We start from the raw sequence: 25,055 nt of genomic DNA on the forward strand, positions 1-25,055 counted from the left end.
GGCTCAGTTTTCGAGGACGACCTGAACCTCTGCCGCGTCGAGCGCGGCGGCCAGCGATTTCAACCTGGCATCCGCGACCTCTCCGAACAGCGGCGAGGCGGCGTCGGTCAGGCTCAGCGTCAGCTTGCGCGCCTCGCCGTCCCAGGCGAGGCTGGCGCCGTCCTGCGAAGCGTCCGACATCCACAGCATGGAGCCGAAGCGCATGGCCTTGCCCAGCACCTCGGCCTTCTGCTGTTCCGCGGGGTCGAGCAGACCGTAGAAATCCTCGAACCGGGTGCCTTCGCGCTTGTTCTTGTAGCGGTGCAGCAGCGCCAGCCCGAGAAAGACGCGCTCGGAATGATCCAGCCCGCCGAGGTTGGCGCGGGTGGCATTGTCGAAACAGGTTTCGGCGCGGTAGTCCGGGTGGGCGCGCCAGCTCACGTCATGCAGCAGGCAGGCGGCCTTGACGATGCGCAGCCGCGCCTCGCCCGCATCCTCGAACAGCGGCAGCACGAAGCGGTAGAGTTTCTTGCCGAAGCCGGGCAGGCGGGCATCCTTGGCCTCGGCAAAGCGGCAGGCCTCGATCAGCGGATCGCGGTCGCGCAGCTGCTGGGGCATCTGTTCGTAGAGCAGCCCCTCGCGGATCCCGTAGGAGGAAATCGCGATCTCGGACGGTTTGAAGGCCGACAGCACCTCGCGCAGCACTTCGCTGGCATAGGGCACGAGGCTCATCCGCGCGGATGACAGCGAGCATTTCGCGCGCAGCTCCTCGGGGTCGGATTTCTCGATGAATTTCACGGTTTCGAGGACCGAATCCACGCTCATCCGGTATTCGTGCAGAACGTGCAGCGGATAGCCCTGCCGCTCCATGTCGATGCGCGCCAGGGCCCGCCAGGACCCGCCGACCAGGAACAGCCGGTCGCCGGTGGTTTCCAGCTTGTCCGACAGCGCCTTCACCGCCTTGCGGATGTATTTCTCCCGCGCCTTGGCACCGCCGTCGAGATCCTTGAACCGCAGCGGACCGAGGGCCGAGGTCACGCGGCGCCCGATCTGGCCGCCCTTGACCTGCGCGAGCTCCATAGAGGAGCCGCCGATGTCGCAGACCAGACCGTCGGCACCGGGCCAGCCAAGGAGCACGCCCTGGGCGGAAAGCCGGGCCTCTTCCTCGCCGTCGATGACCCAGATCCGCAGGCCGGTCTTTTCCTCGATCTCGGCGCGGAAGGCCGGGCCGTCCTCGGCCTCGCGCATGGCGGCGGTGGCGACGGCGGTGAGCGGCGGCAGTTCCATCCCCCGCGCCAGCGTCTGGAACCGCGCCAGGGCGGAGAGCGCGCGCGCCTTGCCCTCGGGGTTCAGGCGGCCGGTTTCCGGCATCCCGGCGCCGAGCGCACACATGATCTTTTCGTTGTAGAAATAGGCCGGACTGCGCGCCGCGCCGTCGAAGACCACGAGCCGGACCGAGTTCGATCCGATATCGACCACGCCGACGCGCGACAGCCGTCGCGCCTGCGGATCTTCGAAGAGCGGGCGCCCGAACGGGCCCCAGTCGCCCCGGGCGGAATCGGTCTGTCCGTCCATGTGCATCCCCGGCATTGGTCCGGCCCCCCTGTACCACGCAAGGCGGGCAGGGTGAAAGCCATTCTGTTCCGGAACGCAGCGGCAGGGCCGCGGGTTTCGGGCCGGGCCGGCGTCAGCGGAACAACGCCAGAAGCGACTGCGGAGAGCTGTTGGCGATGGAAAGTGCCTGGATGGCAAGCTGTTGCTGCACCTGGAGCGCCTGCAGCCGGGCCGAGACTTCCTCCATGTCGGCATCGACCAGTTGGCCGATCCCGGCCTTCATCGAATCGGACAGCTTGTCGTTGAAGTTCGACTGTGTTTCCAGACGGTTCTGGTCCGATCCGAATTCGGCAGAAGCCTTGATCGAGACATCCAGCAGGCCTTCGATCCGGGTCAGCGCATCGTTGGCGCCGCTCTGCGTCGACACATCGAGATCGGCGAGCATCTCGAGCCCGCCGCCGATGGTGCTGCCCGCGCTGGCGCTGAGGGTGTTGAGGTTGACCGCGATGACGTCCGCGCCGGTTGTGACCTCCGAGGAGACGGCGATGTTGCTGCCCGCCGCGCTGATCGACAGGAGCGAGCCGTCGATGTCGTTGCGCGTGGCATAGCTGTCCCACTTGCGCGACAGGGCGGCGGCGACGTCGGCCATGGTATCGCCGTCGCGGGCCACGTAGGCGAGTTCGGAGGCGGCCATTTCGGTCTGGGTTTCCGAGGCCCCGGCGCTGGTGCGCATGTCGGCCTGGACAAAGGAGGAATCGTCGGCGTCGGTGCCGTAGAGCGACAGCGAGAAGGCCATGCCCGCCGAGACCGTGATGCCGCTGGTGTCGATGGTGGCGCTCTGCGTGGCGTTCAGCGTCGCGGCGGCCGCGCCCGCGGTGAAGGTGCCGCCGGTGGCGGCGACCGCGCTCGTGGCGGTCGAGAGGTCGTTCTTGCCGACCAGGATGTCGACGCCGGTCACGCCGGAGGAATCGCGCTGCAGGAAGCCGAGGACCGCCTCTGACCCGGAGCCCGCGGTCGTGTCGGTGTTCTTGAGCAGGTTCATGCCGTTGAACTGCGCCATCTCGACCACGGCGCCGATCTGGTCGCGCAGGGCGCCGATGCTGGACTGGATCTTGGCACGGTCGACGTTCTCGCCCTGGGCGGCGACGATCTTGCCCTTGATGTCGGTGAGCAGGTCGGTGATCGTCTCGGCCGCCTCGCGCGCCACGTTGATCGTGGAAGACCCGAGGGCGAGGCTGTCGGAGACGCGCTTGTAACCCTGGACATCGGCCTCCATCGTCTTGGAGATTGCCCAGACGGCGGCATTGTCGTTTGCGCCCGAGACCCGTTTCCCGGTGGCGATCTCGACCTTCGCGGTTTCGATTCCGGCGTTGATCGAGCGGAGCGTTTGCAGGGCTATGTTGGCCCCTTCGTTGGTAAGGATACTGGACATGATGTGACCTTTGCGCGGGGAGTGCGCGCCTTTCGCGCGAGGCATGTCCCAAGGGACACCGGTCCGTCCGTTCCGACGGTTGCAGGCCTTTCGTCATCCACGGCCTGCGCCACTTGCCCCCAAGTGCATCTGCCACTCTGGGCCCGACACCTTGCCGGGGCCTTAAGGAAATGTGTCGGGAAAAGGGTCATTTGACGCCATTTTCATGCCGCCCGACCGGGGCGGGCGGCATGAGGGGGGCGGCTCAGTCGCCGTGCGTCAGCTTGGGCACATCCGCCGCGCCGGCCGATCCGCGGCCCGACAGCGACGGATTTTCCATGAAGAACCGGTGGCAGTTGAAGGCGAAGGTGCCTTCGGGCACCGGCTGGCGGAGGAATTTGCCCGAGGGCTCCATCACCCAGCTCTGCGCGGTGTCGGCGAGGTTCGCGGCCATGATCTGGCTGACGATCTGCGCCTTGACGGTGCGGTTGTGGATCTCCACCCCGGTCTCGACCCGCCGGTTGAGGTTGCGCCCCATCCAGTCGGCCGAGGACATGAACACGCGCGACTTGTCATGCGGCAGGCCGTGACCGTTGCCGAAGCAGGCGATGCGGGAATGTTCGAGAAAGCGCCCGATGATCGACTTCACGCGGATCGTCTCGGACAGGCCCTTGATGCCGGGGCGCAGGCCGCAGATGCCGCGGATCACGCAGTCGATCCGCACTCCGGCCTGGCTGGCGGCATAGAGCGCGTCGATCATGTCGGGTTCGATCAGCGAATTCATCTTGAGCCAGATCTGCGCCGGACGTCCCTTGCGGGCATGTTCGGCCTCGGCCGCGATCAGCTCCAGCATGGTCGGCTTCAGCGTGTGGGGCGAGATCACCACGTTCTCCATCCCCTCGGGCATGGCGTAGCCGGAGAGGTAGTTGAAGATCTTCGAGGCATCCCGCCCGAGCGAGGCGTTGCAGGTGAAGAAGCTGAGGTCGGTGTAGATCTTGGCGGTGATCGGGTGGTAGTTGCCGGTGCCCCAGTGGGTGTAGGTCACCAGCTTGTCACCCTCGCGGCGCACCACGGTCGAGATCTTGGCATGGGTCTTCCAGTCGACGAAACCGTAGACCACATGCGCGCCCGAGCGTTCCAGCCGGCGGGACTGGCGGATGTTGGCGGCCTCGTCGAAACGCGCCTTGAGTTCCACCAGCGCGGTGACGGACTTGCCGTCCTCCGCCGCCTCGCAGAGCGCCTCCACGATGGGGGAGTTGCGCGAGGTGCGGTAGAGCGTCTGTTTGATCGCCACCACGTCCGGATCGACGGCGGCCTGCTTGAGAAAGCGCACCACCATGTCGAAGGTCTCGTAGGGGTGGTGCAGCAGCATGTCCTTCTGCGCGATGGCGGCGAACATGTTGCCTTCGTGGTCCTGGACCCGCTCGGGGACCCGGGGCGTGAAGCTGGGCCAGAGCAGGTCGGGCCGGGCGTCGATCACCAGCTCTCCCAGGTCGGCCATGCCGATCATGCCGTCGAGTTCTATGACCTCGTCCGCCTGCACGTGCAGTTCGCGCATCACGATGCCGCGCAGCGCCTTCGGCGCGCCGGCGGTGATGGTCAGGCGCACCACCTCGCCGCGTCGGCGGCGCTTCAGCGCGACCTCGAATTCGCGGACCAGATCCTCGGCCTCTTCCTCGACTTCGAGATCGCTGTCCCGCAACACCCGGAAGCCGAAGTGATCCTTGACCCGGTAGCCGGGAAAGAGGCTGTCGATATGCAGCAGCAGCACGTCTTCGAGCAGGATGAAGCGGTGCCCGCCTTCGGGCGCGGGCAGGGCGATGAAGCGGTCGATCTGGTGCGGGATCGGCAGCAGGGCCTGCCGGGTGCGGCGGTCCTTCTTGCGCTCGAGTTCGAGCGCGAGGCAGTAACCCATGTTGGCAATGAACGGGAAGGGGTGCGCCGGGTCGATGGCGAGCGGCGACAGCACCGGAAACACCTGCGTGAGAAAGGTCTCCTCCAGGAATTCGCGATCCCCGTCGGTCAGCGCGTCGCGCGACACCACGGTGATGTCCTCCCCGGCCAGTTCGCGCAGGAGCGTGTGCAGCACCTTCTGCTGATGCGCCATCAGGCGGCGGGCGTCGTCGTCGATCAGCACGAGCTGCTCGGCGGGGCTGAGCCCGTCGGCGGCGGGGGTTGTGTTGCCCGCATGGGCCAGCTCGCGCAGACCCGCGACGCGGACGGTATAGAATTCGTCGAGGTTGCCGGCCGAGATCGACAGGAAGCGCAGCCGCTCCAGCAACGGCGCCCGGGGGTTCTCGGCCTCCTCCAGCACGCGCCAGTTGAAACCCAGCCAGCTGAGTTCGCGATTGAAGAAACGGCCCGGCCCGGTCAGATCGACATCGGGCAGGTCCCGGGGGGAAGGCAGCGGGGCCTTGAGGAAATCAGCTATGGTCATGGAGGGCATATGCGCCACGCTTTGCAACAGGATCGTGACGTTTACCATGACAGGTTTCGCCTTCGGGCTTCAAGGCGGCTTCGCACCGGGCGGCGGCGGGTTTCCCGCCCGGAATCAACGGCGAAGCCCGCGCCCGGTCAGGCGGCGCGGTCGCGGGCGGCGGCCAGCGACTTCGGGTAGCGCACGAACAGGATCGCCGGGCTCTTGAGCCCCTCGCGCGCGATGGTCTCGGTCAGCGCGCCGAGGGTGGTCGCGGCAAAGCGTTCCGAGGGCGTGCTGGCCGAGGCGACGATATCGACCGGGCAGGCCGCGGGCGCACCGGCCGCCAGCAGGTCGGCCTGCACCCGGGCGGCCCGCTCGACCGCCATGTAGAAGGCGACCGAGGTGCCGGGCCGCGCCAGCGCCGCGCGGTCGGGGGCGGCATCGCCCGGCTTGCAGGTGCCGGTGGAGATCACGAAGGTGTCGGTTTCGCCGCGCTCGGTCAGCGGCCGGCAGAGCGATGCGGCGGCGGCCGAAGCGGCGGTGATGCCGGGCACCAGTTCGACGGCGATCCCGGCCGCCCGCGCGGCGGCGATCTCTTCGCAGGCACGTCCGAAGATCGACGGATCGCCGGATTTCAGCCGCACCACGCGATGGCCGCGCCCGGCCTCGTCGACGATCATCCGGTCGATCTGGTCCTGCGGCCAGGCGCAGTTGCCGACCTCCTTGCCGACGTAGACGCAGCGCGCGCCGGGCCGCGCCAGGTCGAGGATCGCCGGATCGACCAGACGGTCGTAGAAGATCACGTCCGCGGCGCCGATCCGCGCGACCGCGCGCAGGGTCAGCAGGTCGCGCGCGCCGGGCCCGGCGCCGACCAGCGCGATATGTCCCGCGCCGTCGCCGCAGCGGGCGGGTGCGCGGCGCGGGCGGGGCAGGGCGGTCACGGTGGCGCGCAGTCCGCCCACGACGCGGGCGAGCAGCGGGAAGGCGGCGGGAAGGGAGACGGATTTCATGGGCAAGGCTCCTGGACGAACGCGAAAAGGCTGCCGACACGTCATGCGGAAAGGGGCATGGCATCTCGAAGCAGCTGTGCTTGGGTCCCGGTCGTTCGGGGAAGGGAGGCGCCGTTGCCGTCCTGCCCTCAGCCTTGGCCCATATCGCCCGCTCCGGGCAAGGGGAATGCGCCCGGCGCGGCGGGTTTTCCCGCCGGTGCCGACGATCCGCGCCCGGGGTGACTGTTTTCTGTGCAGCCGCCGGTCAGCGGCGCGGCATTCCTGCCGGGCCCAGCAGGCGTTTCTGCGCCGCGATGCGGAACGGGGCGTTCGGGGCGCCGTATCCGGCATAGCCCTCGCGGCGCTGCACGATCTCGAAGAACATGCCCCCCGCGAAGGGTTGCGAATAGAACTGGTAGAAGGCGCCCCTGGCATCCTCGTCATAGAGGATGTTCGCCGTCTTCATCCGGGCAAGCTCCTGCGGGTCGATCGGAAAGCGCGAGGCGAGGTCGTCGTAGTAGTTGGGCGAGATCGGCAGCGGCGCAAAGCCCTTTGCGGCCATGGCCGCGGCCGTGGCAAAGATGTCGTGGCAGGTGAAGGCCACGTGCTGCACCGGCGCGCCGAAGCTTTCGGCAAGGAAGTTGCCCGCCATGGTACGATGGGTCTCGGCCCCGTTGAGCGTGATGCGGAAGGCGCCGTCCGGCGTTTCGAGCGCCTGGCTGCGCACCAGCCCGTCCGGGTCCACGACGTCGACCATGGCGGATTTTCCCATGTCGAACAGCGTGGTGTAGAACAGCGACCAGCTCAGCATCTCGTCGTAGGTCATGGTCTGGGCGATGTGATCGACCGAGGTCAGCCCGGCACCCTCGGGCCCGCCCGAGGTGGCCGAGAACTCGGTCTCCCAGACCTCGTCATGCCCGGCGTCGAGGAAGTGCAGCACCGAGCCGCCGAGGCCGCGGATCGCGGGAATGTCGCGCTGGCCCGGCCCGAGCGGCTGGCTGAAGGCGCGCGCGCCGAGCGCGGTGGCGCGGCTGACCGTGTCGGCGGCCGAGGCGACGGCGATGCCGATGTCGCAGACCGAGGTGCCGTGCACGTTGAAGGCGGTTCCGGCGAAATCGCCGCTCTCCTCGTTCAGCACCACCCGGATCGCGCCCTGCTGCCAGAGCGCGACCTTCTTGGACACGTGCCGTCCGGTTTCGGCAAAGCCCATGGCGGTCAGCAGGGCGCGCAGGTCGTCGGCACTCTGGCCGCGGGTGGCGAATTCGACGAATTCGGTGCGCGCGATCGGCACGCGCGGGGGCATCGGCGGAAGGTCCACGGCGATCTCGGGTTCGGCGCGGCGCACGTCGTCCATGAGCGCGATCAGCGACCGGTGCCCGTCCTTGGCGATGGTCTTGGGCGCGCCGCCCCGGAACTGGTCGTTGAAGATCTCGAGGCTGATCGGCCCGGAATAGCCCGTCGCCATCACCGCGCGCATGAAGTCGGTCACCGGCAGGTCGCCTTCTCCGGGCATGTTGCGGAAGTGGCGCGACCAGTAGAGCAGGTCCATGGGAATCGCCGGGGCATCGGCAAGCTGGACGAAAAAGATCCGGTCGCCGGGGATCCGCCGGATGGTTTCGGGATCGACGCCCCGGCCCAGCGTGTGAAAGCTGTCCAGAATCAGGCCGATATTGGGGTGATCGGCGCGGCGCACGATCTCCCAGGCATCGCGGTGGTCGTTGACGTGCTTGCCCCAGCACAGCGCCTCGTAGCCGACGCGGATGCCGCGCTTGGCGGCGCGCGCGCCCAGTTCGGCGAAATCGTCGGCGGCGCGGTCGATTCCCCCGAGCGCCTCGGGATGGGTCGAGGAGCAGAACAACACGAGATCGCAGCCCATCTCGTTCATCAGGTCGAACTTGCGCTCGGCCCGGTCGAAGGCACGGCGGCGCAGCGCGCCCGGCAGGCCCTCGAAATCGCGGAAGGGCTGGAAGAGGGTGATGTCGAGACCCATGTCGCGGATCGCGTTGCCGACGTCGCGGGGCGAGCCGGTGTCGGCGATGAAATCCTGTTCGAAGATCTCGATTCCGTCGAATCCCGCCGCCACGATGGCGTCGAGCTTGTCCCGGAGGTTGCCCGAGATGGAAACGGTAGCAATGGATGTCTTCATGGCGCGGCCCTCCGATGGGCGACAGTCACCCTCTTTCGGGGCTCGCGTCAAGCTGTCCTGAAAATGAGACAGCCTTGCCGGGCGTCCGCGGACCGGTCGCGGGGGCGGTGGCGGCCGGGCGCCGGACGGGAAGCGCCCGCGCAGGATCGGGGCGGGGGAGGGGCCGCGCAGAGTCCGTGCCGGAAGATCGGGGGCGCTGCCCCCGCCGCCTTCGGCGGCTCCCCCGGGATATTTCCGGCCAGAAGAAGGCGCGGGGCGTTCGGTGTTCCGGACGCCCCGATCTGCGGGTCAGGCGGCGGCGGAAGGGGCGAAGCGGTCGTAGAAGCCTTCGCCGGAGTCCGCCATGTCGCGCAACAGGGCCGGGCAGGCGAAGCGGTCGCCGTGGCGTTCGGCAAGCGCATCGCAGCGTTCGGCCGCGTAGGGTGCGCCGAGCATGTCGAGCCAGCTGAACGGACCGCCCGACCAGGGCGCGAAGCCCCAGCCGAGGATGGCGCCGACATCGCCTTCGCGGATGTCTTCGAGCACGCCGTCCTCGAGCGCGCGCACCGCTTCGAGCACCTGTGCGAAGAGCAGGCGGTGCTGGACCTCGATCAGTTCGGGCTGGGTGTCGGCCACCGGGTATTGCACCGCGAGACCCTCCCAGAGGCCGGTGCGCTTGCCCTTGTCGTCATAGGCATAGAAGCCGGCATTCGCCTTGCGCCCGAGGCGGCCGTCGTCGGCCATCCGGAACAGCACCTCGTCCACCGCGCCGTCGGGATAGGCGTCGCCCATGGCGGCGCGGGTGGCCCTGGCGATCTTCACGCCGAGGTCGATCGAGGTTTCGTCCACCAGTTGCAGCGGACCCAGCGGCATGCCCACCAGCTTGGCGGCGTTTTCGATCAGCGCCGGAGCGACGCCTTCGGCCACCATGCGGATGCCTTCGTTGATGTAGGGGATGATGCAGCGGTTGGCGTAGAAGAAGCGGGCGTCGTTCACCACGATCGGCGTCTTGCGGATCTGGCGCACGAAATCCAGCGCCTTGGCGACGGCCCGCTCTCCGGTCTGTTTGCCCTTGATGATCTCGACCAGCATCATCTTTTCCACCGGCGAGAAGAAGTGGATGCCGATGAATTCCTCCGGGAAGGCCACCGCATCCGCCAGGTCGGTGATCGGCAGGGTGGAGGTGTTGGTGGCGAAGATGGTGTCGGGGGCGATGTGCTCCTCGGCCTTGCGGGTGGCGGCGAACTTGACCTTCGGGTCCTCGAACACCGCCTCCACCACCAGGTCGCAGCCCTCGAGCGCGGCATAGTCGTCGGTTGCGGTGATGAGGGCCAGCAGCGCCTCCTTCTTCTCGGGCGTGGCCTTCTTGCGGGCGATGCCCTTGTCCATGAATGCGGCGCTGTAGGCCTTGCCCTTGTCGGCGGACTCCTGCGACTGGTCGACCAGCACCACCTCGATCCCCGCCCGGGCCGAGACCAGCGCGATGCCCGCGCCCATCATGCCCGCGCCGAGGATGCCGACCTTTTTCACCGGCATCGGCGGCACGTCCGGCCGGTTCGCGCCCTTCTCCAGCGCCTCCTTGTTGAGGAAGAGCGAGCGGATCATCGCGGAGGAGGAGGGGTTCAGCAGGATCGAGGTGAACCAGCGCGCCTCGATCTTCAGCGCCGTGTCGAAGGGCACCAACGCGCCCTCGTAGACCGCGCTCAGCATCGCCTTGGCCGCCGGATAGACGCCCTTGGTCTTGCCGTTCACCATGGCCGAGGCGCCGACGAAGGTCATGAAGCCCGCCGGGTGGTAGGGGGCGCCGCCGGGCATCTTGTAGCCCTTGGCATCCCAGGGCTTGAGGATGTCGGCATCCCCGGCCTGCAGCACCCAGGCCTTGGCGGCGGCCACGGGGTCGTCGCAGACCTCGTCGATCAGCCCGGCCATTTTCGCCCGTTTCGGGTCGCTGAGCTTGCCCTCCAGCAGGAAGGGCGAGGCGGCCATGGCGCCGAGCTTGCGCGACAGGCGCGTCGTGCCGCCCGCGCCGGGAAAGATCCCGACCATGATCTCCGGCAGGCCGATGCTGGCCTTCGGATTGTCGGCGGCAAAGATCCGGTGGCAGGCGAGCGGGATCTCGAAGCCGATGCCGAGCGCGGTTCCCGGCAGGGCGCAGGCGACGGGCTTGCCCCCCTTGTTGGTCTTGGCATCCATGCCGGCGCGCTCGATCTTGCGCAGGATGGCGTGGATCCGCATGATCCCGGCAAAGATCGCGCCGGCCGGATCGTCGCCGCCCTCTTCGCGCATCTTGGCGATGATGTTGAGATCCATGCCGCCGGCAAAGCTGCCCGGCTTGCCCGAGGTGATGACGATGCCGCGGACCGCGTCGTCGGCCAGCGCCGCGTCGATGAAGCCGTCGAGCTGCGCGAAGCCGTCGAGGCTCATGACGTTCATGGATTTCCCGGGCGTGTCCCAGGTGATCAGCGCGACGCCCTCGGCATCGGTCGTCATGGTGAAATCGGTCATTCTCTCTCTCCCGTGTCCTTGCTCTCAGGCACCTGCCTGTCGTAGCGGCCCGGCGGGCCGCCGCGGAGAATCCTTCCCGTCGCATCCTCGACCACGCGCCAGCCGTCTTCGTCGTCGATCTGGGTGTGGCCCAGGTCCGGGTAATGGCAGCGGTCCGCCGCGGGCCGCGTGCCCATGATGAGATAGCGGCAGGGCAGGGTGCCGCGGTTCGCGACCTGGTGGCCGTCGGCCACGCCGCCCGGCCAGCAGCAGGCATCGCCGGGGCGCAGCGGGGTCTCTCCGCCCGACTCGATCAGCACCGCCTCGCCTTCGAGCATGTAGAGGAATTCGTCCTCCACCTCGTGCCAGTGCCGCTCCGCCGACACCGCGCCGGGCTCGAGCACTTCGAGATAGGCGCCGAACTGGCCGATCCCACCCGCCTGCGACAGCAGGTGCGTGGCGACCGGGCCCAGACGGTCGAGCGCGGCCCCCTCGCGGCGGCGGACGGCGACGGTTTGCGGATCGACCTTCATCGCGCGCCCCCTGCCGCATCCAGCGGCGTGCCGTCCCGGCGGGTCAGCCGGCGCGTGCCGTTTTCACGGTGCAGGATCTTGTCGATCTCGGAATAGTGCACCGTGTCGGTCTGCCTGCGCGTTCCGACGATCAGGTAGGAACAGGATGCGCCGGAGCGGTTCACCACGTGGTGCCCGTCGGCGACTCCGGCCGGCCAGCAGCAGGCGTCGCCCGGCGACAGCAGATGCGCGCCGTCGTTCTCGATCACCGTGGCCTCGCCTTCGAGCATGTAGAGGAATTCGTCCTCCTGCTCGTGCCAGTGCCGGTCCGAACTGCGCGACCCCGGCGCCAGCACCTCGACGAAGGCGCCGAACTGGCCGAGCCCGCCGGTGTCGGAATAGAGCAGCGCCTCGTAGTGTCCGAGCGCGGCCTGCGCTTCGGGCGTGCCGTGGTCGCGGCGCGCCTCTGCCTTGCGCACGATCATCAGACGCGCTCGATGATGGTGGCGGCCCCCATGCCGGAGGCGATGCACAGCGTGGCCAGCCCGACCTCCCGGTCCGAGCGTTCGAGCTCGTCCAGCAGGGTGCCGATGATGATCGCCCCGGTCGCACCCAGCGGATGGCCCATGGCGATCGACCCGCCGTTGACGTTGACCCGGCCGTGGTCGACGTCGAAGGCCTGCATGAAGCGCAGCACGACGCTGGCGAAGGCCTCGTTGACCTCGAACAGGTCGATGTCGGAAATCGCCATGCCGCTGTCGGCGAGGATCTTTTCCGTCACCGGCACCGGGCCGGTCAGCATGATGGTGGGATCGGTGCCGATCTTGGCGGTGGCGCGGATGCGGGCGCGGGGCTTGAGCCCGTGCTTTTCGCCGAAAGCCTTCGAGCCGATCAGCACCCCCGCCGCGCCGTCCACGATCCCCGAGGAATTGCCGGCGTGGTGGATGTGCTCGATCCGCTCCAGGTGGGGATATTTCATCAGCGCGACGGCGTCGAAGCCGGGCATGACCTCGCCCATGTCCTTGAAGGCGGGCTTCAGCGCGCCGAGGCTCTGCATGTCGGTGCCGGGGCGCATGTATTCGTCCCGGTCGAGGATCGGCACCCCGTTCCGGTCGCGCACCGTCAGGACGGACTTGTCGAAACGCCCCTCTTTCCAGGCGGTTGCGGCGCGTTCCTGAGACGCCATGGCAAGCGCGTCGGCATCGTCCCGGGAAAAGCCGTACTCGGTCGCGATGATGTCGGCGCTGATGCCCTGAGGCACGAAATAGGTCTTCATGGCAAGGCTCGGGTCCACGGCGATGGCCGCCCCGTCGCTGCCCATGGGCACGCGGCCCATCATCTCGACCCCGCCGGCGATATAGGCCTCGCCGGCGCCGCCGCGGATCTGGTTGGCGGCGAGGTTCACCGCCTCCATGCCGCTGGCGCAGAACCGGTTGATGCTGAGACCGGGGATGCGCTCGTCAAGCTCCGAGGCCAGCACGGCCGAGCGCGCAAGGCAGCCGCCCTGTTCGCCGACCTGCGTGACATTGCCCCAGATCACGTCCTCGACCGCGTGGCCGTCGAGCCCGTTGCGCTCCTTCAGCGCGTCGAGCGTCAGTGCCGAGAGCCGCAGGCTCGTCACCTCGTGCAAGGCGCCGTCGCTGCGGCCCTTGCCGCGCGGAGTGCGCACGGCGTCGTAGATATAGGCGTCTGTCATGGGTCCTCCTCCTATGCCCGGTCCGCGGGGGAGCCGGGCATCAAATCGTAGGGGTGCTTCCAGCCGGGAAGCTCCGAGATCCGCGTCAGCCAGGCGTCGATGGCCGGCATCGCGGCCCGGTCGAAGCCGAAGGGCTCGGGGTAGTAGAGATAGCCGCAGCAGGCGAAATCGGCGAGGCTGGCGGCATCGCCCACCATCCAGTCGCGCCCCGCGAGGTGGCGCTCCAGCACCGCCAGCGCCGCCTGAACGCGGCCCGACACGAAGCCGATGGCCTGCTCGGGGCGCTTGTCCTCGGGCAGGAAGTTCATCAGGAAGCGCAGCGCGCCCTGCTGGCCGCTGCCCTTCTGGCCGTCCCAGAACATCCAGCGCAGCATCTGGTTCTCGTCCGCCGCGAGGAACTTGCCGGTCTTCTTCGCGACGTGAAGCTGGATCACGCAGGACTGGGTGAGGGTGAGGTCGCCCTCCTCGAAGACCGGCGCCTCGGCCATTTCGTTCCTGGCGCGGAAATCGTCCGTGCGCGCCGCGCCGTTGAAGAAGTCCAGCCAGACCGGTTCCCAGTCGTAGCCGGCCAGTTCCAGCGTCAGCGCAGCCTTGTACGCGTTGCCGCTTTCTCCGAAGCAGGTGAGTTTCGCCGTCATGCGAGTGGTCCTTTCATTGAGCGTCCGGTCGGGCCGCCATGCGCGGTCGGTGCCGGAAGACGCCCGGTTTTCGTCCCGGTTTGTAACGTCGGGTTAACCCCGATGTGGTCGGATCGGCGCGCGGTACAGGCTGGCGAGCCGATGACCGCACAAGGAGAAGCGCCGCCGCCCTGCCGGTGTTCCGCACGGCGGTCCGGTCCGGCGGCGGTGTCGATCAGCGGGGAACGGACCGATTGCAGCCCGCGCAGCCACCCGGGGTCCGATATGCGGTCCGTTCTTCCTGCGCTTCTTCTTGTTTCAAATACGCACAATCCGGCCCCTCCTTCCGGTCCGGCCTCTCCCGGCCGGGTGATGCGTTGCCTCATCGCTTGCGCGCATCGAGTTCGGCGTTGAACAGCCGGAGCCGGTGGCCCAGCATCTCCTGGTCCGTCACGCTGTCGAAATGCTCGAACAGGAAGGACAGCGCCTCGCCCTCGTCGAGGCCGGCCTCCTGCGCGAAGCGCTTCAGCCCGCGGTAGCCGTCCTCGGTCATGGCGACGGGGAAGCGGCGGGTGAGGCGGAAGCGTTTCGGCATGGTCATCTCCGTTTGGTGCGGCTCGTGCGCAAGGTCCGCCTCAGAACGCCTCCGCGTCAAGCGCCATCACCGGGCCCGCGCCGCTTTCGATGCGGGCGAGGTGGGTGCGGGTCGCCGGAAGCTGGCGCGCCATGTAGTAGCGCCCGGTGGCGATCTTGGTCTCGTGGAAGGCGGTGTCGCCGCCGCCCGCCGCCAGCGCCGCCCGTGCGGCCAGCGCCATTCGCGCCCACATCAGCCCGAGGCAGACATGCCCGAACAGGTGCATGAAGTCATAGGATCCGGCCAGCGCCTCGTTCGGGTTCTTCATGCCGTTCTGCATGAAGAACATGCCCGCAGCCTGAAGATCCTTGGACGCCGCCCTGAGCGGGTCGAGGAACTGCGCGTCGAACTCGGCATCCGTGCCCTTGTTCGCGGCGATGAACTCCTTGACCATCTCGAAGAAGGCCATGACGTGCTTGCCGCCGTCCGCGCCGAGCTTGCGCCCCACGAGGTCCAGCGCCTGCACGCCGTTGGTGCCTTCGTAGATCATCGTGATCCGGGCATCGCGGACGAACTGCTCCAGCCCCCATTCGCGGGTAAAGCCCGAGCCGCCGAGCGTCTGCTGCGCCAGCACGGTCGTCTCGAAACCCTTGTCGGTCAGGAAGCCCTTGATGACCGGCGTCAGGAGCGAGATCAGCCCCTCGGCCGCCGCATCCTGCGAGCGGTGCGCACGGTCGATCAGCGACGCGCCCCAGAAGGCGAAGGCGCGGGCGCCTTCGACGAACGCCTTCTGATCCATCAGGTTGCGGCGCACGTCGGGGTGCACGATGATCGGATCGGCGGGATCGTCCGGGTTCGCGGCGCCGGTCACGTCGCGGCCCTGCACCCGGTCCTTGGCAAAGGCCAGCGCGTTCTGGTAGGCGACCGCGCCCTGGGCATAGCCCTGGAGGCCGACGCCGACGCGGGCCTCGTTCATCATGGTGAACATGGCGCGCATGCCCTTGTGCGCCTCGCCGATCAGGAAGCCGGTCGCGCCGTCGTAGTTCATCACGCAGGTGGCATTGCCGTGAATGCCCATCTTTCTTTCCAGCCCGCCGCAGGACAGCGCGTTGCGATCGCCGAGCGAGCCGTCCTCGTTCACCAGGAACTTCGGCACGATGAACAGCGAGATGCCCTTCACGCCCTCGGGCCCGCCGGGGATCTTCGCCAGCACGAGGTGAATGATGTTGTCGACCATGTCGTGCTCGCCGGCCGAGATCCAGATCTTCTGGCCGGTGATGCGGTAGGTGCCGTCGTCCTGCGGCACGGCCCTGGTCTTGATGAGCCCGAGATCCGTCCCGCAATGCGGTTCGGTCAGGTTCATGGTGCCGCCCCATTCGCAGCTCACCATCTTCGGCAGGTACATCGCCTTCTGCTCGGGCGAACCGTGCGCATGGATGGCGTTGTAGGCGCCGTGGGTCAGGCCCTGGTACATGTTGAAGGCCATGTTGGCCGAGGTGAACATCTCGCCAACGGCGGTGGACACGAGGTAGGGCAGGCCCTGGCCGCCGTACTCGGGGTCGCAGTCGAGAGCGGTCCAGCCGCCCTCGCGCACCTGGTCGAAGGCCTCCTTGAAGCCGTCCGGGGTGCGGACCACGCCGTTTTCCAGCGTGCATCCCTGCTCGTCGCCCACGGGGTTCAGCGGCGCCAGCACGTTCTCGGCCAGCTTTGCCGCCTCTTCGAGGATCGCGGCGGTGGTGTCGCGGTCCAGGTCTTCGTAGCCGGGAATTCCCGCCTGACTCACGTCCAGCAGATCGTGAAGCACGAACTGCATGTCCCTCACGGGCGCGGTATAGCTTGGCATGGGTCTCCTCCCTCTGGCCGTCCGGCCAGCGGGTCAGCCGGCCTTGCGCTGCTTCTGCATCAGGATCTTCTCGCCCCAGGCGAGCTGGTCCTTGAGTTCTCCGATGGCCGCGTCCAGCTCCTCGCGCTGGCGCTCCATGTCCGCCAGGCGATGCTTGGCGATCTCGTAGGTCTTGGCGATCTGCGTGTGCTGCTGATCGCCCATGTCGTACATGTCCAGAAGCTGCCGGATCTCCTCCAGGCTGAACCCGAAGCGCTTGCCGCGCAGGATCAGCTTGAGCCGGGCGCGGTCACGCCGGGCAAAGAGCCGCTTCTGGCCTTCGCGCTTCGGGAACAGGAGCTCTTTCTGTTCGTAGAAGCGCAGGGTGCGAGGGGTGACTTCGAAGAAGTCGCACATCTCGCGAATCGTCATGTATTTGTCTTCGCTCATTTGTCTCTCCGAACCTTACCTGGCGGAACATGCCGGGGGAGGTGCGGGTTCCCGAGCATTCTTACAATGGGAAATTCGGGTGACGTAACTCAGACGCTACGTCACTTGGAAGATGACGTAACTTCCTTTCGTCGGGCTCGGAAAACATGACAACTTTATTACATCGCCGTTTGTGCACGAACGACCCCGCCTACGTAGTACTGCGTAGTTCCCAAAGCGGTTCAAATTCCCGTGTGCCGACGATTCGTCTCAGGTTTCGAGCGAATTCGCGATGTCGTCCCGAAGCGCTTTGAGCTCCGCGATCGCCTCGTCGAGCTGGCGCCGCTGGTCGTCGAGCTCGGCAAGCTGCCGGTCGGCCAGGCCGACCCAGGCGCGCATCTGGGCGCGGTCGCCGTCCTGCTCGCGGATCTGCAGCCACTGGCGGATGTCCTCGAGCTGGAAGCCGAACTTGCGCCCCCGCAGGATCAGCGTCATCCGCGCGATTTCCCGCGGCCCGTAGAATCGGGAGCGCCCCTCGCGCACGGGCGAGAGCAACTCGATGTATTCGTAGTACCGGAGTGTGCGCGGCGTCACGCCGAACCTCTCGCACATCTCCTTGAAGCCGAGACGGGGTTCGTTCATCTACTTCTCCCTTGCCGCCGGAAAGGTAGACCCGAGAACCGGCAAGGGCAATACGGCGGAGAGGCCCCCGGGATCGCGGCGCTTGCGGCGGGGGCCCTGCCTGCGCATAAAGGCCGGGAGCCTGGAAAGTGAGTACCATGAGCGACGACAAGACCGAGATCGCGCGGCAGTTCATCGAACTGATTCCGCATGCCCGGGCGCTGAACATGGAGATCGTGGAGATCGGCGACGGCACCGCCTCGATCCGCATGCCCTATCACGAGCGCATCGTCGGAGACCCGGAAACCGGCGTGATCCACGGCGGGGCGGTGTCGACCCTGATGGACACCTGCGGCGGCGCGGCCACCATGGCGCATCCCTCGAACCCCGGCGCGACGGCGACGATCTGCCTGCGCATCGACTACCTGCGCGCGGCGACGCCGGGGCAGGCCATCGTCGGCCGAGCCGAATGTTATCACATCACCCGGTCGGTGGCCTTCGTGCGGGCCTTTGCCCATGACGACGACCCGACCCGCCCGGTCGCCTCGGCCACCGGAACCTTCACCGTGGAGCCAGCGCCATGACCCGTGCCAAGCCGGAACCCGTCCAGGTGGTCAAGCAGCGCCGCGATGCCGCGCTGCGGGCGCTGGCGCAGCGCGTGCCCTACATCGGTTTCCTGAACATCCAGTTCGACCGGCGCGGGGACGAGCTGACCGGCGTGCTGAACTTCGACGAGAAGCTGATCGGCAATCCGCTGCTTCCGGCGCTGCACGGCGGCGTGACGGCGGCCTTTCTCGAAGTGACGGCGATCATCACGCTGAGCTGGCAGGGGCTGTGGGATTCCATCGAATCCGGCGCCATCCCGCCCGATGCGCTCGACCGCGGAGAATTGCCGCGCCTGCCCAAGACCATCGACTTCACCGTGGACTACCTGCGCTCCGGCCTGCCGCGCGATGCCTATGCGCGCGCCCATGTCACCCGCTCCGGGCGGCGCTATGCCTCGGTCCGGGCCGAGGCCTGGCAGGACAACCGCGACCGTCCCATCGCGCAGGCGCAGGCGCATTTCCTGATGCCGAAGAGCGAAGGCTGACGGCCTCCGGTCCCGAAACTCCCAGCCAACCGAAGCGGACCATGACCAGCGCAGCGAAATCCGTCACCAGCCGTCGAGTTCTCGCGATCGCCGTGCCGATCCTGCTGTCGAACGTGACGATCCCGATTCTCGGCGCCGTCGACACCGGCGTGGTCGGCCAGATCCCGCAGGCCGAACCCATCGCGGCGGTCGGCATCGGCGCCGTGGTGCTGTCGGCGATCTACTGGATCTTCGGCTTCCTGCGCATGGGCACCGTGGGCCTGGCCGCGCAGGCGCTGGGCGAGGGCGACCGCTCCGAGGTCGCCGCCCTGCTGACCCGCGCCCTGATGATCGGCCTCGCCGGGGGGCTGGCGCTGATCCTGCTGCAACCGCTGGTGCTGGGGCTGGCGCTGTCGGCCTCGCCGGCCTCGCCCGAGGTCGAAACGCTGGCCCGGCACTACATGCAGATCCGCATCTGGTCCGCCCCGGCCGCCATCGCCATCTACGGCGTCACCGGCTGGCTCATCGCGCAGGAGCGCACGCGCGGGGTCTTCGTGCTGCAACTCTGGATGAACGGCATCAACGTGGTGCTGGACCTGCTCTTCGTGCTCGGCCTCGGCTGGGGCGTGGGCGGGGTGGCGGCGGCCACCTTCGTCGCGGAATGGGCCGGGCTCGGCATGGGGCTGTGGCTGTGCCGCGACGTCTTCGGCTCGCCCGACTGGCGCAACTGGGCGCGGGTGCTGGACCGCATGCGCCTGCGCCGCATGGCGCTGCTCAACACCGACATCCTGATCCGCTCGCTGCTGCTCGAGGGCATGTTCGTGTCCTTCATGCTGATCGGCGCGCATTTCGGAGACGTCACCCTGGCCGCCAACCAGGTCCTTCTGCAGTTCATGATGATCGCCGCCTATGCGCTCGACGGCTTTGCCTTTGCCGCGGAAACGCTGGTGGGGCAGGCCTGGGGCGCGCGGCGGCGCGGGCTGCTGCGCCAGTCGCTGCGGGTGGCCGCGCTCTGGGCGGCGGTGATCGCCTGCCTGATGGCGGCGGTCTACTGGCTGGTCGGCCCCCTCATCATCGAGATCATGAGCAAGGATGCCGGCGTGCGCGCCGCCGCGCTCGACTTCCTGCCCTGGGCGGTGCTGCTGCCGGTGGTGCAGGTGCTGCCCTTCATGATGGACGGCGTGTTCATCGGCGCGACCCGCTCTGCCGACATGCGCAACATGATGGCGGTTTCGGCGGTGGTCTACGTGATCGCGCTGCTGATCCTCGTCGGGCCCTTCGGCAATCACGGGCTCTGGCTGGCCTTCCACATCTCCTTCCTCGCGCGGGGGATCACCCTCGGGCTGCGCTACCCGGCGCTGGAACGCTCCGTCCCCGAGGCCCGCCCGGTCTGATCCGCGCCGGCAGGGGGGACGTGTTGCAGCGGCACGACGCTCAAGCCCGATGCGGGCCCGCCTGCGACGAAGCCGTTGATCCGGCCTTTACCCGGCGGTAACCTTGCCGCGCGCGGGTGGGGACCGTGTGGATGGAGAAGGCGATGTATTACGTCGCGGTATGCGGAATGCGGCCACGCAAGTGGTACAACGTCGCGGATCTGATCGTTCCGACCTATGTCGCCCAACGCGCGGCCCGGCCCAGCCCGGGGTTCCTGAAATCCGACACCTTCCGCGACGGGCGCGACCTGTTCGCCATGTCTCTCTGGGATACGGTCGCCGACCTCGAAGGGTTCTTCCGCTCCGAACCGATCGCGGCCTGGCGCGCGGCCATCGACCAATACGTCGTGTCCTTCGACCGCCACGCCTTCCAGTGGGAAAAACTGCCCGCCCGGCGGGAGGCGGCAGAGCTCTGGCGGATCATCCAGCACGGCAACGCCGCCTGACCTCCGCGCCACTTTTCGCATGGCCTTTTGCGCGCCGCGCTCCTATGAAGTCGGAAACCGAAACCGGAGGCGCAAATGGCGGACGATCTGTTCAATTCCTTCATGAACGGCCCCGATGACAAGGGCCGGTTCGGCATCTACGGCGGACGCTTCGTGTCCGAAACGCTGATGCCCCTCATCCTGGCGCTCGAAGAGGAATACGAGCGCGCCAAGACCGACGAGAGCTTCTGGTCCGAGATGGATTTCCTCTGGAAGCACTACGTCGGCCGGCCCTCGCCGCTCTATCACGCCGAACGGCTGTCCGAAGAGCTCGGCGGCGCCAAGATCTATTTCAAGCGGGACGAGCTGAACCACACCGGCGCGCACAAGATCAACAACGTGCTCGGCCAGATCATCCTCGCCCGCCGCATGGGCAAGACCCGGATCATCGCGGAAACCGGGGCAGGGCAGCACGGTGTGGCCACCGCCACCGTCTGCGCCAAGTTCGGCCTGAAATGCGTGGTCTACATGGGCGCGCATGATGTGGAGCGTCAGCAACCCAACGTCTTCCGCATGCGCCTGCTGGGCGCCGAGGTGGTGCCGGTGACCTCGGGTCGCGGCACGCTCAAGGATGCGATGAACGACGCGCTGCGCGACTGGGTCACCAATGTGCGCGACACCTTCTACTGCATCGGCACCGTGGCCGGCCCGCACCCCTATCCGGCGATGGTGCGCGATTTCCAGGCCATCATCGGCAAGGAAACCCGCGAGCAGATGATGGAGGCCGAGGGCCGTCTGCCCGACACGCTGGTCGCGGCCATCGGCGGCGGGTCGAATGCCATGGGGCTGTTCTACCCCTTCCTCGACGAGGCGTCGGTCAGGATCATCGGTGTCGAGGCCGGCGGCAAGGGCGTCAACGAGAAGATGGAGCATTGCGCTTCGCTCACCGGCGGGCGGCCGGGGGTGCTGCACGGCAACCGCACCTACCTGCTGCAGGACGACGACGGGCAGATCCTCGAAGGCTTCTCGATCTCGGCGGGTCTCGACTATCCCGGCATCGGGCCGGAGCATTCCTGGCTGCATGACACGGGCCGCGCGGAATACGTGTCGATCACCGACAAGGAGGCGCTGGAAGCCTTCCAGGTCTCGTGCCGGACCGAAGGCATCATCCCCGCGCTGGAACCCTGCCACGCGCTCGGCCACGTGATGAAGATCGCGCCGACGCTGCCCTCGGACCACCTGATCGTGATGAACATGTGCGGCCGCGGCGACAAGGACATCTACACCGTCGCCAGGCATCTCGGCTTCGACATGGGTTGAGGCGCGGCCCCGATATCCGGGGCCGATATCGGCATCGTCAGCAAGAAACGGCCATAAACTCAGGTTTATGGCCGTTTTTCAATGCTTTGCGGGGGCGCATAAACCCCGGTCCGATTGGCCGGGGCATGGTGGCCTGTTAGCTCCGGGGGCAGTCGGACAGGTTCCGGCGCGTTACCCGCCGGGCGGCAGGAGGGGCCGGATGCCACATCAGGATGCACCGGGACAGGACGGCGGCAAGGCCGCCCCCTGTCCGTCCGGAACTGCGCACACCCGCTCGCGCAGCCACCACCCCACTCACGGGCCGGGGCATTCCGATCTGCCGCCGGCGGGTAACGATCTTTCGCAACCTGCCGATCCGGCGGGGCTGGCCTTTCGGCGGGCGCCTGCCATACTGCGCGTCAGGATCTCCCGGACGAGGCATGTCCTGGCGATGACGCCGACCACGACCGTTTCGATGACGACCGTCATCCTCGACACTCCGACGACCAGAACCAAAGTCATGTACAAGACCAGCCGCCCCCGTTTTCCCGCCGATACCGCGTCTTCCCGGACCGTGGTCGGCGGTGCCTTCGCGCCGGGGGCCTGAGCGGCCATGCGGCGGCGCCTGCTCCTGCTCGGCCTCGCGGGGTTGCTGGCGGGAAGCGGTGCGCCTGCCGCCGCCCGCACCGGGCTCGACGACCTTCTGGCCGGGATTGCCGCCGACGGGTTCGAGATCCTCCAGGTCGGGCGGACCTGGCTGGGGCGCATCAGGATCCTTGCGCAAAGCCCCGGAGAGCAACGGGAAATCGTGTACAGCCCCTCGACCGGAGAAATCCTTCGCGACTACACCAGCGCCCGGTCCGGGGCGCTGCCGACGCGCACCGGCACCGCCGAGGAACGCCGCCGCCCGCCGCGACCCGGAGGCGGGCCGCGTCCGCCACCGCCGGAGGGTCACGGCCAGGGCACCAGCGGACCGCCGGACATCACGGACGATCGCCGGCCGGACAAGCAGGTGCGCGGATGACGCGGCGGCGGGCCGGTGCCGCGCGCCCGGAGAAGCGGCCGTGCTGAGCGCGCCGGTGCGCGCGACCGGGGCGGGCGGCGCGTGAAGGATCGCATCGCGTTCTTCCTGCTTCTGCTCGTGCAGCTCTGCTGCGCGTCCTTCTTCCTGTTCGACATCCTGTCGAGCGTCCTGGGCCTGCGCCGCGCGCCGATCCCCTGGGCCGCCTACGAGATGATCGAGATCGGCGCCGCGCTGGGTCTCGTCCTCGGAGTCGCGGTGACGGCGACGCTTCTCTACCGTTCGCTGACCGCGCAGCAGCGGGCCGAGGAGCGGCTGCGCCTCGCCTCCGGCGCCTTCATGGAGGTGCTGGACGAACGCCTGACCGACTGGGCCCTGACCCCGGCCGAGCGCGACGTCGCGCTCATGGCGATCAAGGGGCTGTCGCTGGCCGAGATCGCGGCGCTGCGGTCGACCTCGGAAGGCACGGTCAAGGCGCAGACCAACGCCATCTACCGCAAGGCGGGGGTCACCGGGCGGTCGCAGCTTCTGAGCCTGTTCATCGACGAGCTGATGGACGATCAGGTGGTCAACCGCCTCGCGGGCGGGCCGGGGCCCTAGACCGCGTGATCCCGCAGGACCGCGAGCGGCACCACGTCGAGCGCGCGGATATGGGTCGATTCAAGGCGCACGTCCGGGGCGCAGCCCTCGTCATGGGCCTGCATGAAGCGCAGCGCGCAGAGGCACCAGCGATCCCCCGGCGCGAGCCCGGCAAAGTGCATCTCGGGGCGCGGGGTCGACAGGTCGTTGCCCACGTATTTCGAGAAGGCCAGGAATTCCGCCGTCATCACCGCGCAGACGGTGTGGCTGCCCTGGTCCTGCACGCAGGTGTTGCAATGGCCGTCCCGGAAGAATCCGGTCAGCGGCGCGGTCGAACAGGGGTCGAGCGCGCCACCCAATACGTTGACGGAAGGGTCTTTTTCCATGCGGGCCTCTGGTCCGGGGGCGGGCGGCGCGACGGCGCCGGCCCGCGCGGTGGTCCTGCCACCTTAGGGGCCGGGACCGCGCGCGGCAAGGCGGCGGGATCAGCGGAACTTGTCGGCCAGCCGCTGCAGCGGCGAGCGGCGGTCCGCCTCGGGCGCCGGTTCCGCCGGGCCGGGCGCTTCGGGGGCTGCGGCCTCGGGGCGGGCGCGGGGCGCGCGGGCAGGGGTCATGCGCAGAGCGACCTTGTTCTGAAAGCCGCCCGCATCGCCATCGGCCAGCGCGGCCGCCCCGTCCGAGATGCCGCGCATCAGGTCGTCCAGCCAGCCTTCCTCGGCCTTCGCGAAATCGTGCAGCACGTAGCCCGCCACCGCCTCCTTGCGGCCCGGATGCCCGATGCCGAGCCGCACGCGGCGGTAGGCCTCGCCGATATGCTGGTGGATCGAGCGCAGCCCGTTGTGCCCCGCATGGCCGCCCCCCGTCTTGACCCGGCACTTGCCGGGCGCGAGGTCCAGCTCGTCGTGGAACACCGTCACGTCGCCAGGCTCCAGTTTGAAAAAGCGCATGGCCTCGCCGACCGACTGGCCCGAGAGGTTCATGAAGGTCGCGGGTTTCAACAGCAGCACCTTGTCGCCGCCGAGCCGGCCCTCGCTGATCTCGCCCTGGAACCGCGCCTTCCAGGGACCGAAGCCGTGATCCCCGGCGATCCGGTCAAGCGCCATGAACCCGATGTTGTGCCGGTTCCCGGCATATTTCCCGCCCGGATTGCCGAGCCCCACGAATATCTGCACCACGTTCTCCGAAGCCGCGTCCCTCGGGCGATAGATAGGGCGCGGGTCCGGGGGATGGCAACCCGCAGGGCGATGCCGCGCGCCCCGAACCCCGCCACGGCAGGGTCGCAAACGCAAACCGGCCCCACCATCGCTGGCGGGGCCGGTCCGGGACTGCTCTCGGGGGGAGGACTTATTCCTCGCCGCCCTCTTCGGCTTCGGCCGCATCGTCGTCACCGGCGCGCAGGCCGCGCGGTGCGGAGATGTTGGCGATCACGAAATCGCGGTCGATCGACGGCTTCGCGCCTTCCGGCAGGGTGACGTCGGAAATGTGGATGACGTCGCCGATCTGCTTGCCGGCCAGGTCCACGGTGATGTGGTCCGGAATGTCGCCCGCCAGCACGTTCAGTTCGACTTCCTGACGCACGATGGTCAGCACGCCGCCCTTCTTCAGGCCGGGGCAGGTCTCGCCGTTGATGAAGTCCACGTGGATGAACAGGTTGATCCGGGTGGTGCGGCGCAGGCGCATCAGGTCGAAGTGGGTCGGCAGATCCTTCACCACGTCGCGCTGCACGTCGCGGCAGATCACGCGCACATCGTCCTGGCCTTCCATCTTCAGGTTGAAGAGGGTCGACTTGAAGCGGCCTGCCTTCAGGCGCTTCAGCAGGGTGTTGAACGGAATCTGGATCGCGAGCGGGTCCGCATCGCCACCGAATACAACTCCCGGAACCATGCCGTCGCGGCGCGCCTGCCGAGCGGCGCCCTTGCCCGTCCCCGGCCGTTCCAGGACTTCGAGATCTGGGATCTCTCCAGCCATGATATTTCTCCATATATGAGGGCGGGATG

General features: G+C 68.1%; 25 protein-coding genes. 8 read left to right on the plus strand and 17 right to left on the minus strand.

All coding sequences use genetic code 11. The features are described 5' to 3' along the window. Positions 1-3: 3 nt before the first annotated feature. The 14 genes from ACN0RJ_RS08640 to ACN0RJ_RS08705 all read right to left on the minus strand — a co-directional run bounded on the left by ACN0RJ_RS08640 (position 4) and on the right by ACN0RJ_RS08705 (position 17,253). A complete protein-coding gene (locus ACN0RJ_RS08640) occupies positions 4-1,554 on the minus strand; it encodes a Ppx/GppA family phosphatase (RefSeq protein ID WP_417720954.1) in 1,551 nt (516 codons plus the stop codon). A 112-nt stretch (positions 1,555-1,666) separates the two neighbouring features. After that, entirely contained in the window at positions 1,667-2,965 is a 1,299-nt protein-coding gene (locus ACN0RJ_RS08645) for a flagellin (protein ID WP_417724011.1), read from the minus strand. A gap of 244 nt (positions 2,966-3,209) precedes the next feature. Then, positions 3,210-5,381 (minus strand): RNA degradosome polyphosphate kinase, encoded by a 2,172-nt coding sequence (locus ACN0RJ_RS08650; protein ID WP_417721019.1) that lies wholly within the window; start codon positions 5,379-5,381, stop codon positions 3,210-3,212. Positions 5,382-5,518: 137 nt separating this feature from the next. Then, positions 5,519-6,373, minus strand: a complete 855-nt coding sequence (gene cobA / locus ACN0RJ_RS08655; protein WP_417724012.1) for a uroporphyrinogen-III C-methyltransferase — start codon at positions 6,371-6,373, stop codon at positions 5,519-5,521. A gap of 244 nt (positions 6,374-6,617) precedes the next feature. Continuing rightward, positions 6,618-8,498 (minus strand): bifunctional sugar phosphate isomerase/epimerase/4-hydroxyphenylpyruvate dioxygenase family protein, encoded by a 1,881-nt coding sequence (locus ACN0RJ_RS08660; protein WP_417720951.1) that lies wholly within the window; start codon positions 8,496-8,498, stop codon positions 6,618-6,620. Positions 8,499-8,786: 288 nt separating this feature from the next. Beyond that, positions 8,787-10,982 (minus strand): 3-hydroxyacyl-CoA dehydrogenase NAD-binding domain-containing protein, encoded by a 2,196-nt coding sequence (locus ACN0RJ_RS08665; protein ID WP_417724013.1) that lies wholly within the window; start codon positions 10,980-10,982, stop codon positions 8,787-8,789. Continuing rightward, positions 10,979-11,494, minus strand: a complete 516-nt coding sequence (locus tag ACN0RJ_RS08670; protein ID WP_417720949.1) for a cupin domain-containing protein — start codon at positions 11,492-11,494, stop codon at positions 10,979-10,981. Before ACN0RJ_RS08670 ends, ACN0RJ_RS08665 begins: the two co-directional genes overlap by 4 nt. Beyond that, a complete protein-coding gene (locus tag ACN0RJ_RS08675; RefSeq protein WP_417724014.1) occupies positions 11,491-11,958 on the minus strand; it encodes a cupin domain-containing protein in 468 nt (155 codons plus the stop codon). The genes ACN0RJ_RS08670 and ACN0RJ_RS08675 overlap by 4 nt, the downstream gene beginning before the upstream one ends. Continuing rightward, on the minus strand, positions 11,958-13,169 hold the full coding sequence (locus ACN0RJ_RS08680; protein ID WP_417720947.1) for an acetyl-CoA C-acetyltransferase: 1,212 nt from the start codon (positions 13,167-13,169) through the stop codon (positions 11,958-11,960). Before ACN0RJ_RS08680 ends, ACN0RJ_RS08675 begins: the two co-directional genes overlap by 1 nt. 11 nt (positions 13,170-13,180) lie before the next feature. After that, entirely contained in the window at positions 13,181-13,807 is a 627-nt protein-coding gene (locus ACN0RJ_RS08685) for a glutathione S-transferase family protein (protein WP_417724015.1), read from the minus strand. A gap of 361 nt (positions 13,808-14,168) precedes the next feature. Next, complete coding sequence (locus ACN0RJ_RS08690; RefSeq protein ID WP_417720945.1) at positions 14,169-14,381, minus strand: hypothetical protein; 213 nt, start codon at positions 14,379-14,381, stop codon at positions 14,169-14,171. A gap of 40 nt (positions 14,382-14,421) precedes the next feature. Continuing rightward, on the minus strand, positions 14,422-16,203 hold the full coding sequence (locus ACN0RJ_RS08695) for an acyl-CoA dehydrogenase C-terminal domain-containing protein (protein WP_417724016.1): 1,782 nt from the start codon (positions 16,201-16,203) through the stop codon (positions 14,422-14,424). A gap of 33 nt (positions 16,204-16,236) precedes the next feature. Next, positions 16,237-16,632: a MerR family transcriptional regulator gene (locus ACN0RJ_RS08700; RefSeq protein WP_417720943.1), complete on the minus strand. Its 396-nt coding sequence runs from the start codon at positions 16,630-16,632 to the stop codon at positions 16,237-16,239. 249 nt (positions 16,633-16,881) lie between these two features. Continuing rightward, complete coding sequence (locus ACN0RJ_RS08705; protein WP_417720942.1) at positions 16,882-17,253, minus strand: MerR family transcriptional regulator; 372 nt, start codon at positions 17,251-17,253, stop codon at positions 16,882-16,884. A gap of 137 nt (positions 17,254-17,390) precedes the next feature. Here ACN0RJ_RS08705 and ACN0RJ_RS08710 point away from each other — a divergent pair, with 137 nt between their 5' ends. The 8 genes from ACN0RJ_RS08710 to ACN0RJ_RS08745 all read left to right on the plus strand — a co-directional run bounded on the left by ACN0RJ_RS08710 (position 17,391) and on the right by ACN0RJ_RS08745 (position 23,079). Beyond that, positions 17,391-17,816, plus strand: coding sequence for a PaaI family thioesterase (locus ACN0RJ_RS08710; RefSeq protein ID WP_417720941.1), 426 nt, complete (start codon positions 17,391-17,393; stop codon positions 17,814-17,816). Then, positions 17,813-18,322 carry a PaaI family thioesterase gene (locus ACN0RJ_RS08715; protein WP_417720940.1) on the plus strand — a complete coding sequence of 170 codons (510 nt, stop codon included), beginning with the start codon at positions 17,813-17,815 and terminating at the stop codon, positions 18,320-18,322. The genes ACN0RJ_RS08710 and ACN0RJ_RS08715 overlap by 4 nt, the downstream gene beginning before the upstream one ends. A gap of 41 nt (positions 18,323-18,363) precedes the next feature. Next, on the plus strand, positions 18,364-19,695 hold the full coding sequence (locus ACN0RJ_RS08720) for an MATE family efflux transporter (protein ID WP_417724017.1): 1,332 nt from the start codon (positions 18,364-18,366) through the stop codon (positions 19,693-19,695). A 167-nt stretch (positions 19,696-19,862) separates the two neighbouring features. Beyond that, on the plus strand, positions 19,863-20,180 hold the full coding sequence (locus tag ACN0RJ_RS08725; protein ID WP_417724018.1) for a hypothetical protein: 318 nt from the start codon (positions 19,863-19,865) through the stop codon (positions 20,178-20,180). 75 nt (positions 20,181-20,255) lie between these two features. Then, positions 20,256-21,479 carry a tryptophan synthase subunit beta gene (gene trpB / locus ACN0RJ_RS08730; RefSeq protein ID WP_417720937.1) on the plus strand — a complete coding sequence of 408 codons (1,224 nt, stop codon included), beginning with the start codon at positions 20,256-20,258 and terminating at the stop codon, positions 21,477-21,479. Positions 21,480-21,933: 454 nt separating this feature from the next. Continuing rightward, the gene (locus ACN0RJ_RS08735; protein WP_417720936.1) at positions 21,934-22,065 is read left to right on the plus strand and encodes a hypothetical protein; all 132 of its coding nucleotides are present in this window, start codon (positions 21,934-21,936) and stop codon (positions 22,063-22,065) included. Positions 22,066-22,071: 6 nt separating this feature from the next. Next, a complete protein-coding gene (locus tag ACN0RJ_RS08740) occupies positions 22,072-22,482 on the plus strand; it encodes a hypothetical protein (protein ID WP_417724019.1) in 411 nt (136 codons plus the stop codon). 81 nt (positions 22,483-22,563) lie between these two features. Beyond that, positions 22,564-23,079, plus strand: coding sequence for a helix-turn-helix transcriptional regulator (locus ACN0RJ_RS08745; protein ID WP_417724020.1), 516 nt, complete (start codon positions 22,564-22,566; stop codon positions 23,077-23,079). Here ACN0RJ_RS08745 and ACN0RJ_RS08750 read toward each other — a convergent pair. From ACN0RJ_RS08750 to ACN0RJ_RS08760, 3 genes are all read right to left on the minus strand, one after another. Next, positions 23,076-23,444, minus strand: a complete 369-nt coding sequence (locus ACN0RJ_RS08750) for a DUF2237 family protein (RefSeq protein ID WP_417720933.1) — start codon at positions 23,442-23,444, stop codon at positions 23,076-23,078. The genes ACN0RJ_RS08745 and ACN0RJ_RS08750 overlap by 4 nt on opposite strands. A gap of 99 nt (positions 23,445-23,543) precedes the next feature. After that, on the minus strand, positions 23,544-24,230 hold the full coding sequence (gene pth / locus ACN0RJ_RS08755; RefSeq protein WP_417724021.1) for an aminoacyl-tRNA hydrolase: 687 nt from the start codon (positions 24,228-24,230) through the stop codon (positions 23,544-23,546). Between the two features lie 172 nt (positions 24,231-24,402). Further along, on the minus strand, positions 24,403-25,026 hold the full coding sequence (locus ACN0RJ_RS08760; protein WP_417720931.1) for a 50S ribosomal protein L25/general stress protein Ctc: 624 nt from the start codon (positions 25,024-25,026) through the stop codon (positions 24,403-24,405). Positions 25,027-25,055: the final 29 nt, after the last annotated feature.

The organism is Salipiger sp. (genome assembly GCF_048261495.1).
GTDB lineage: Bacteria > Pseudomonadota > Alphaproteobacteria > Rhodobacterales > Rhodobacteraceae > Salipiger.

What these genes read in the sequence shown, in the direction of transcription:
- ACN0RJ_RS08665 (WP_417724013.1), bottom strand. Translation starts at nt 10,982, where the DNA reads ATGACCGATTTCACCATGACGACCGATGCCGAGGGCGTCGCGCTGATC.
- ACN0RJ_RS08685 (WP_417724015.1), bottom strand. Translation starts at nt 13,807, where the DNA reads ATGACGGCGAAACTCACCTGCTTCGGAGAAAGCGGCAACGCGTACAAG.
- ACN0RJ_RS08720 (WP_417724017.1), top strand. Translation starts at nt 18,364, where the DNA reads ATGACCAGCGCAGCGAAATCCGTCACCAGCCGTCGAGTTCTCGCGATC.
- cobA (WP_417724012.1), bottom strand. Translation starts at nt 6,373, where the DNA reads ATGAAATCCGTCTCCCTTCCCGCCGCCTTCCCGCTGCTCGCCCGCGTC.
- ACN0RJ_RS08740 (WP_417724019.1), top strand. Translation starts at nt 22,072, where the DNA reads ATGCGGCGGCGCCTGCTCCTGCTCGGCCTCGCGGGGTTGCTGGCGGGA.
- ACN0RJ_RS08670 (WP_417720949.1), bottom strand. Translation starts at nt 11,494, where the DNA reads ATGAAGGTCGATCCGCAAACCGTCGCCGTCCGCCGCCGCGAGGGGGCC.
- ACN0RJ_RS08750 (WP_417720933.1), bottom strand. Translation starts at nt 23,444, where the DNA reads ATGGAAAAAGACCCTTCCGTCAACGTATTGGGTGGCGCGCTCGACCCC.
- ACN0RJ_RS08680 (WP_417720947.1), bottom strand. Translation starts at nt 13,169, where the DNA reads ATGACAGACGCCTATATCTACGACGCCGTGCGCACTCCGCGCGGCAAG.
- ACN0RJ_RS08760 (WP_417720931.1), bottom strand. Translation starts at nt 25,026, where the DNA reads ATGGCTGGAGAGATCCCAGATCTCGAAGTCCTGGAACGGCCGGGGACG.
- ACN0RJ_RS08700 (WP_417720943.1), bottom strand. Translation starts at nt 16,632, where the DNA reads ATGAGCGAAGACAAATACATGACGATTCGCGAGATGTGCGACTTCTTC.
- ACN0RJ_RS08675 (WP_417724014.1), bottom strand. Translation starts at nt 11,958, where the DNA reads ATGATCGTGCGCAAGGCAGAGGCGCGCCGCGACCACGGCACGCCCGAA.
- ACN0RJ_RS08715 (WP_417720940.1), top strand. Translation starts at nt 17,813, where the DNA reads ATGACCCGTGCCAAGCCGGAACCCGTCCAGGTGGTCAAGCAGCGCCGC.
- ACN0RJ_RS08645 (WP_417724011.1), bottom strand. Translation starts at nt 2,965, where the DNA reads ATGTCCAGTATCCTTACCAACGAAGGGGCCAACATAGCCCTGCAAACG.
- ACN0RJ_RS08695 (WP_417724016.1), bottom strand. Translation starts at nt 16,203, where the DNA reads ATGCCAAGCTATACCGCGCCCGTGAGGGACATGCAGTTCGTGCTTCAC.
- ACN0RJ_RS08725 (WP_417724018.1), top strand. Translation starts at nt 19,863, where the DNA reads ATGCGGCCACGCAAGTGGTACAACGTCGCGGATCTGATCGTTCCGACC.
- trpB (WP_417720937.1), top strand. Translation starts at nt 20,256, where the DNA reads ATGGCGGACGATCTGTTCAATTCCTTCATGAACGGCCCCGATGACAAG.
- ACN0RJ_RS08660 (WP_417720951.1), bottom strand. Translation starts at nt 8,498, where the DNA reads ATGAAGACATCCATTGCTACCGTTTCCATCTCGGGCAACCTCCGGGAC.
- ACN0RJ_RS08705 (WP_417720942.1), bottom strand. Translation starts at nt 17,253, where the DNA reads ATGAACGAACCCCGTCTCGGCTTCAAGGAGATGTGCGAGAGGTTCGGC.
- ACN0RJ_RS08690 (WP_417720945.1), bottom strand. Translation starts at nt 14,381, where the DNA reads ATGCCGAAACGCTTCCGCCTCACCCGCCGCTTCCCCGTCGCCATGACC.
- ACN0RJ_RS08710 (WP_417720941.1), top strand. Translation starts at nt 17,391, where the DNA reads ATGAGCGACGACAAGACCGAGATCGCGCGGCAGTTCATCGAACTGATT.
- ACN0RJ_RS08640 (WP_417720954.1), bottom strand. Translation starts at nt 1,554, where the DNA reads ATGGACGGACAGACCGATTCCGCCCGGGGCGACTGGGGCCCGTTCGGG.
- ACN0RJ_RS08650 (WP_417721019.1), bottom strand. Translation starts at nt 5,381, where the DNA reads ATGACCATAGCTGATTTCCTCAAGGCCCCGCTGCCTTCCCCCCGGGAC.
- ACN0RJ_RS08735 (WP_417720936.1), top strand. Translation starts at nt 21,934, where the DNA reads ATGACGACCGTCATCCTCGACACTCCGACGACCAGAACCAAAGTCATG.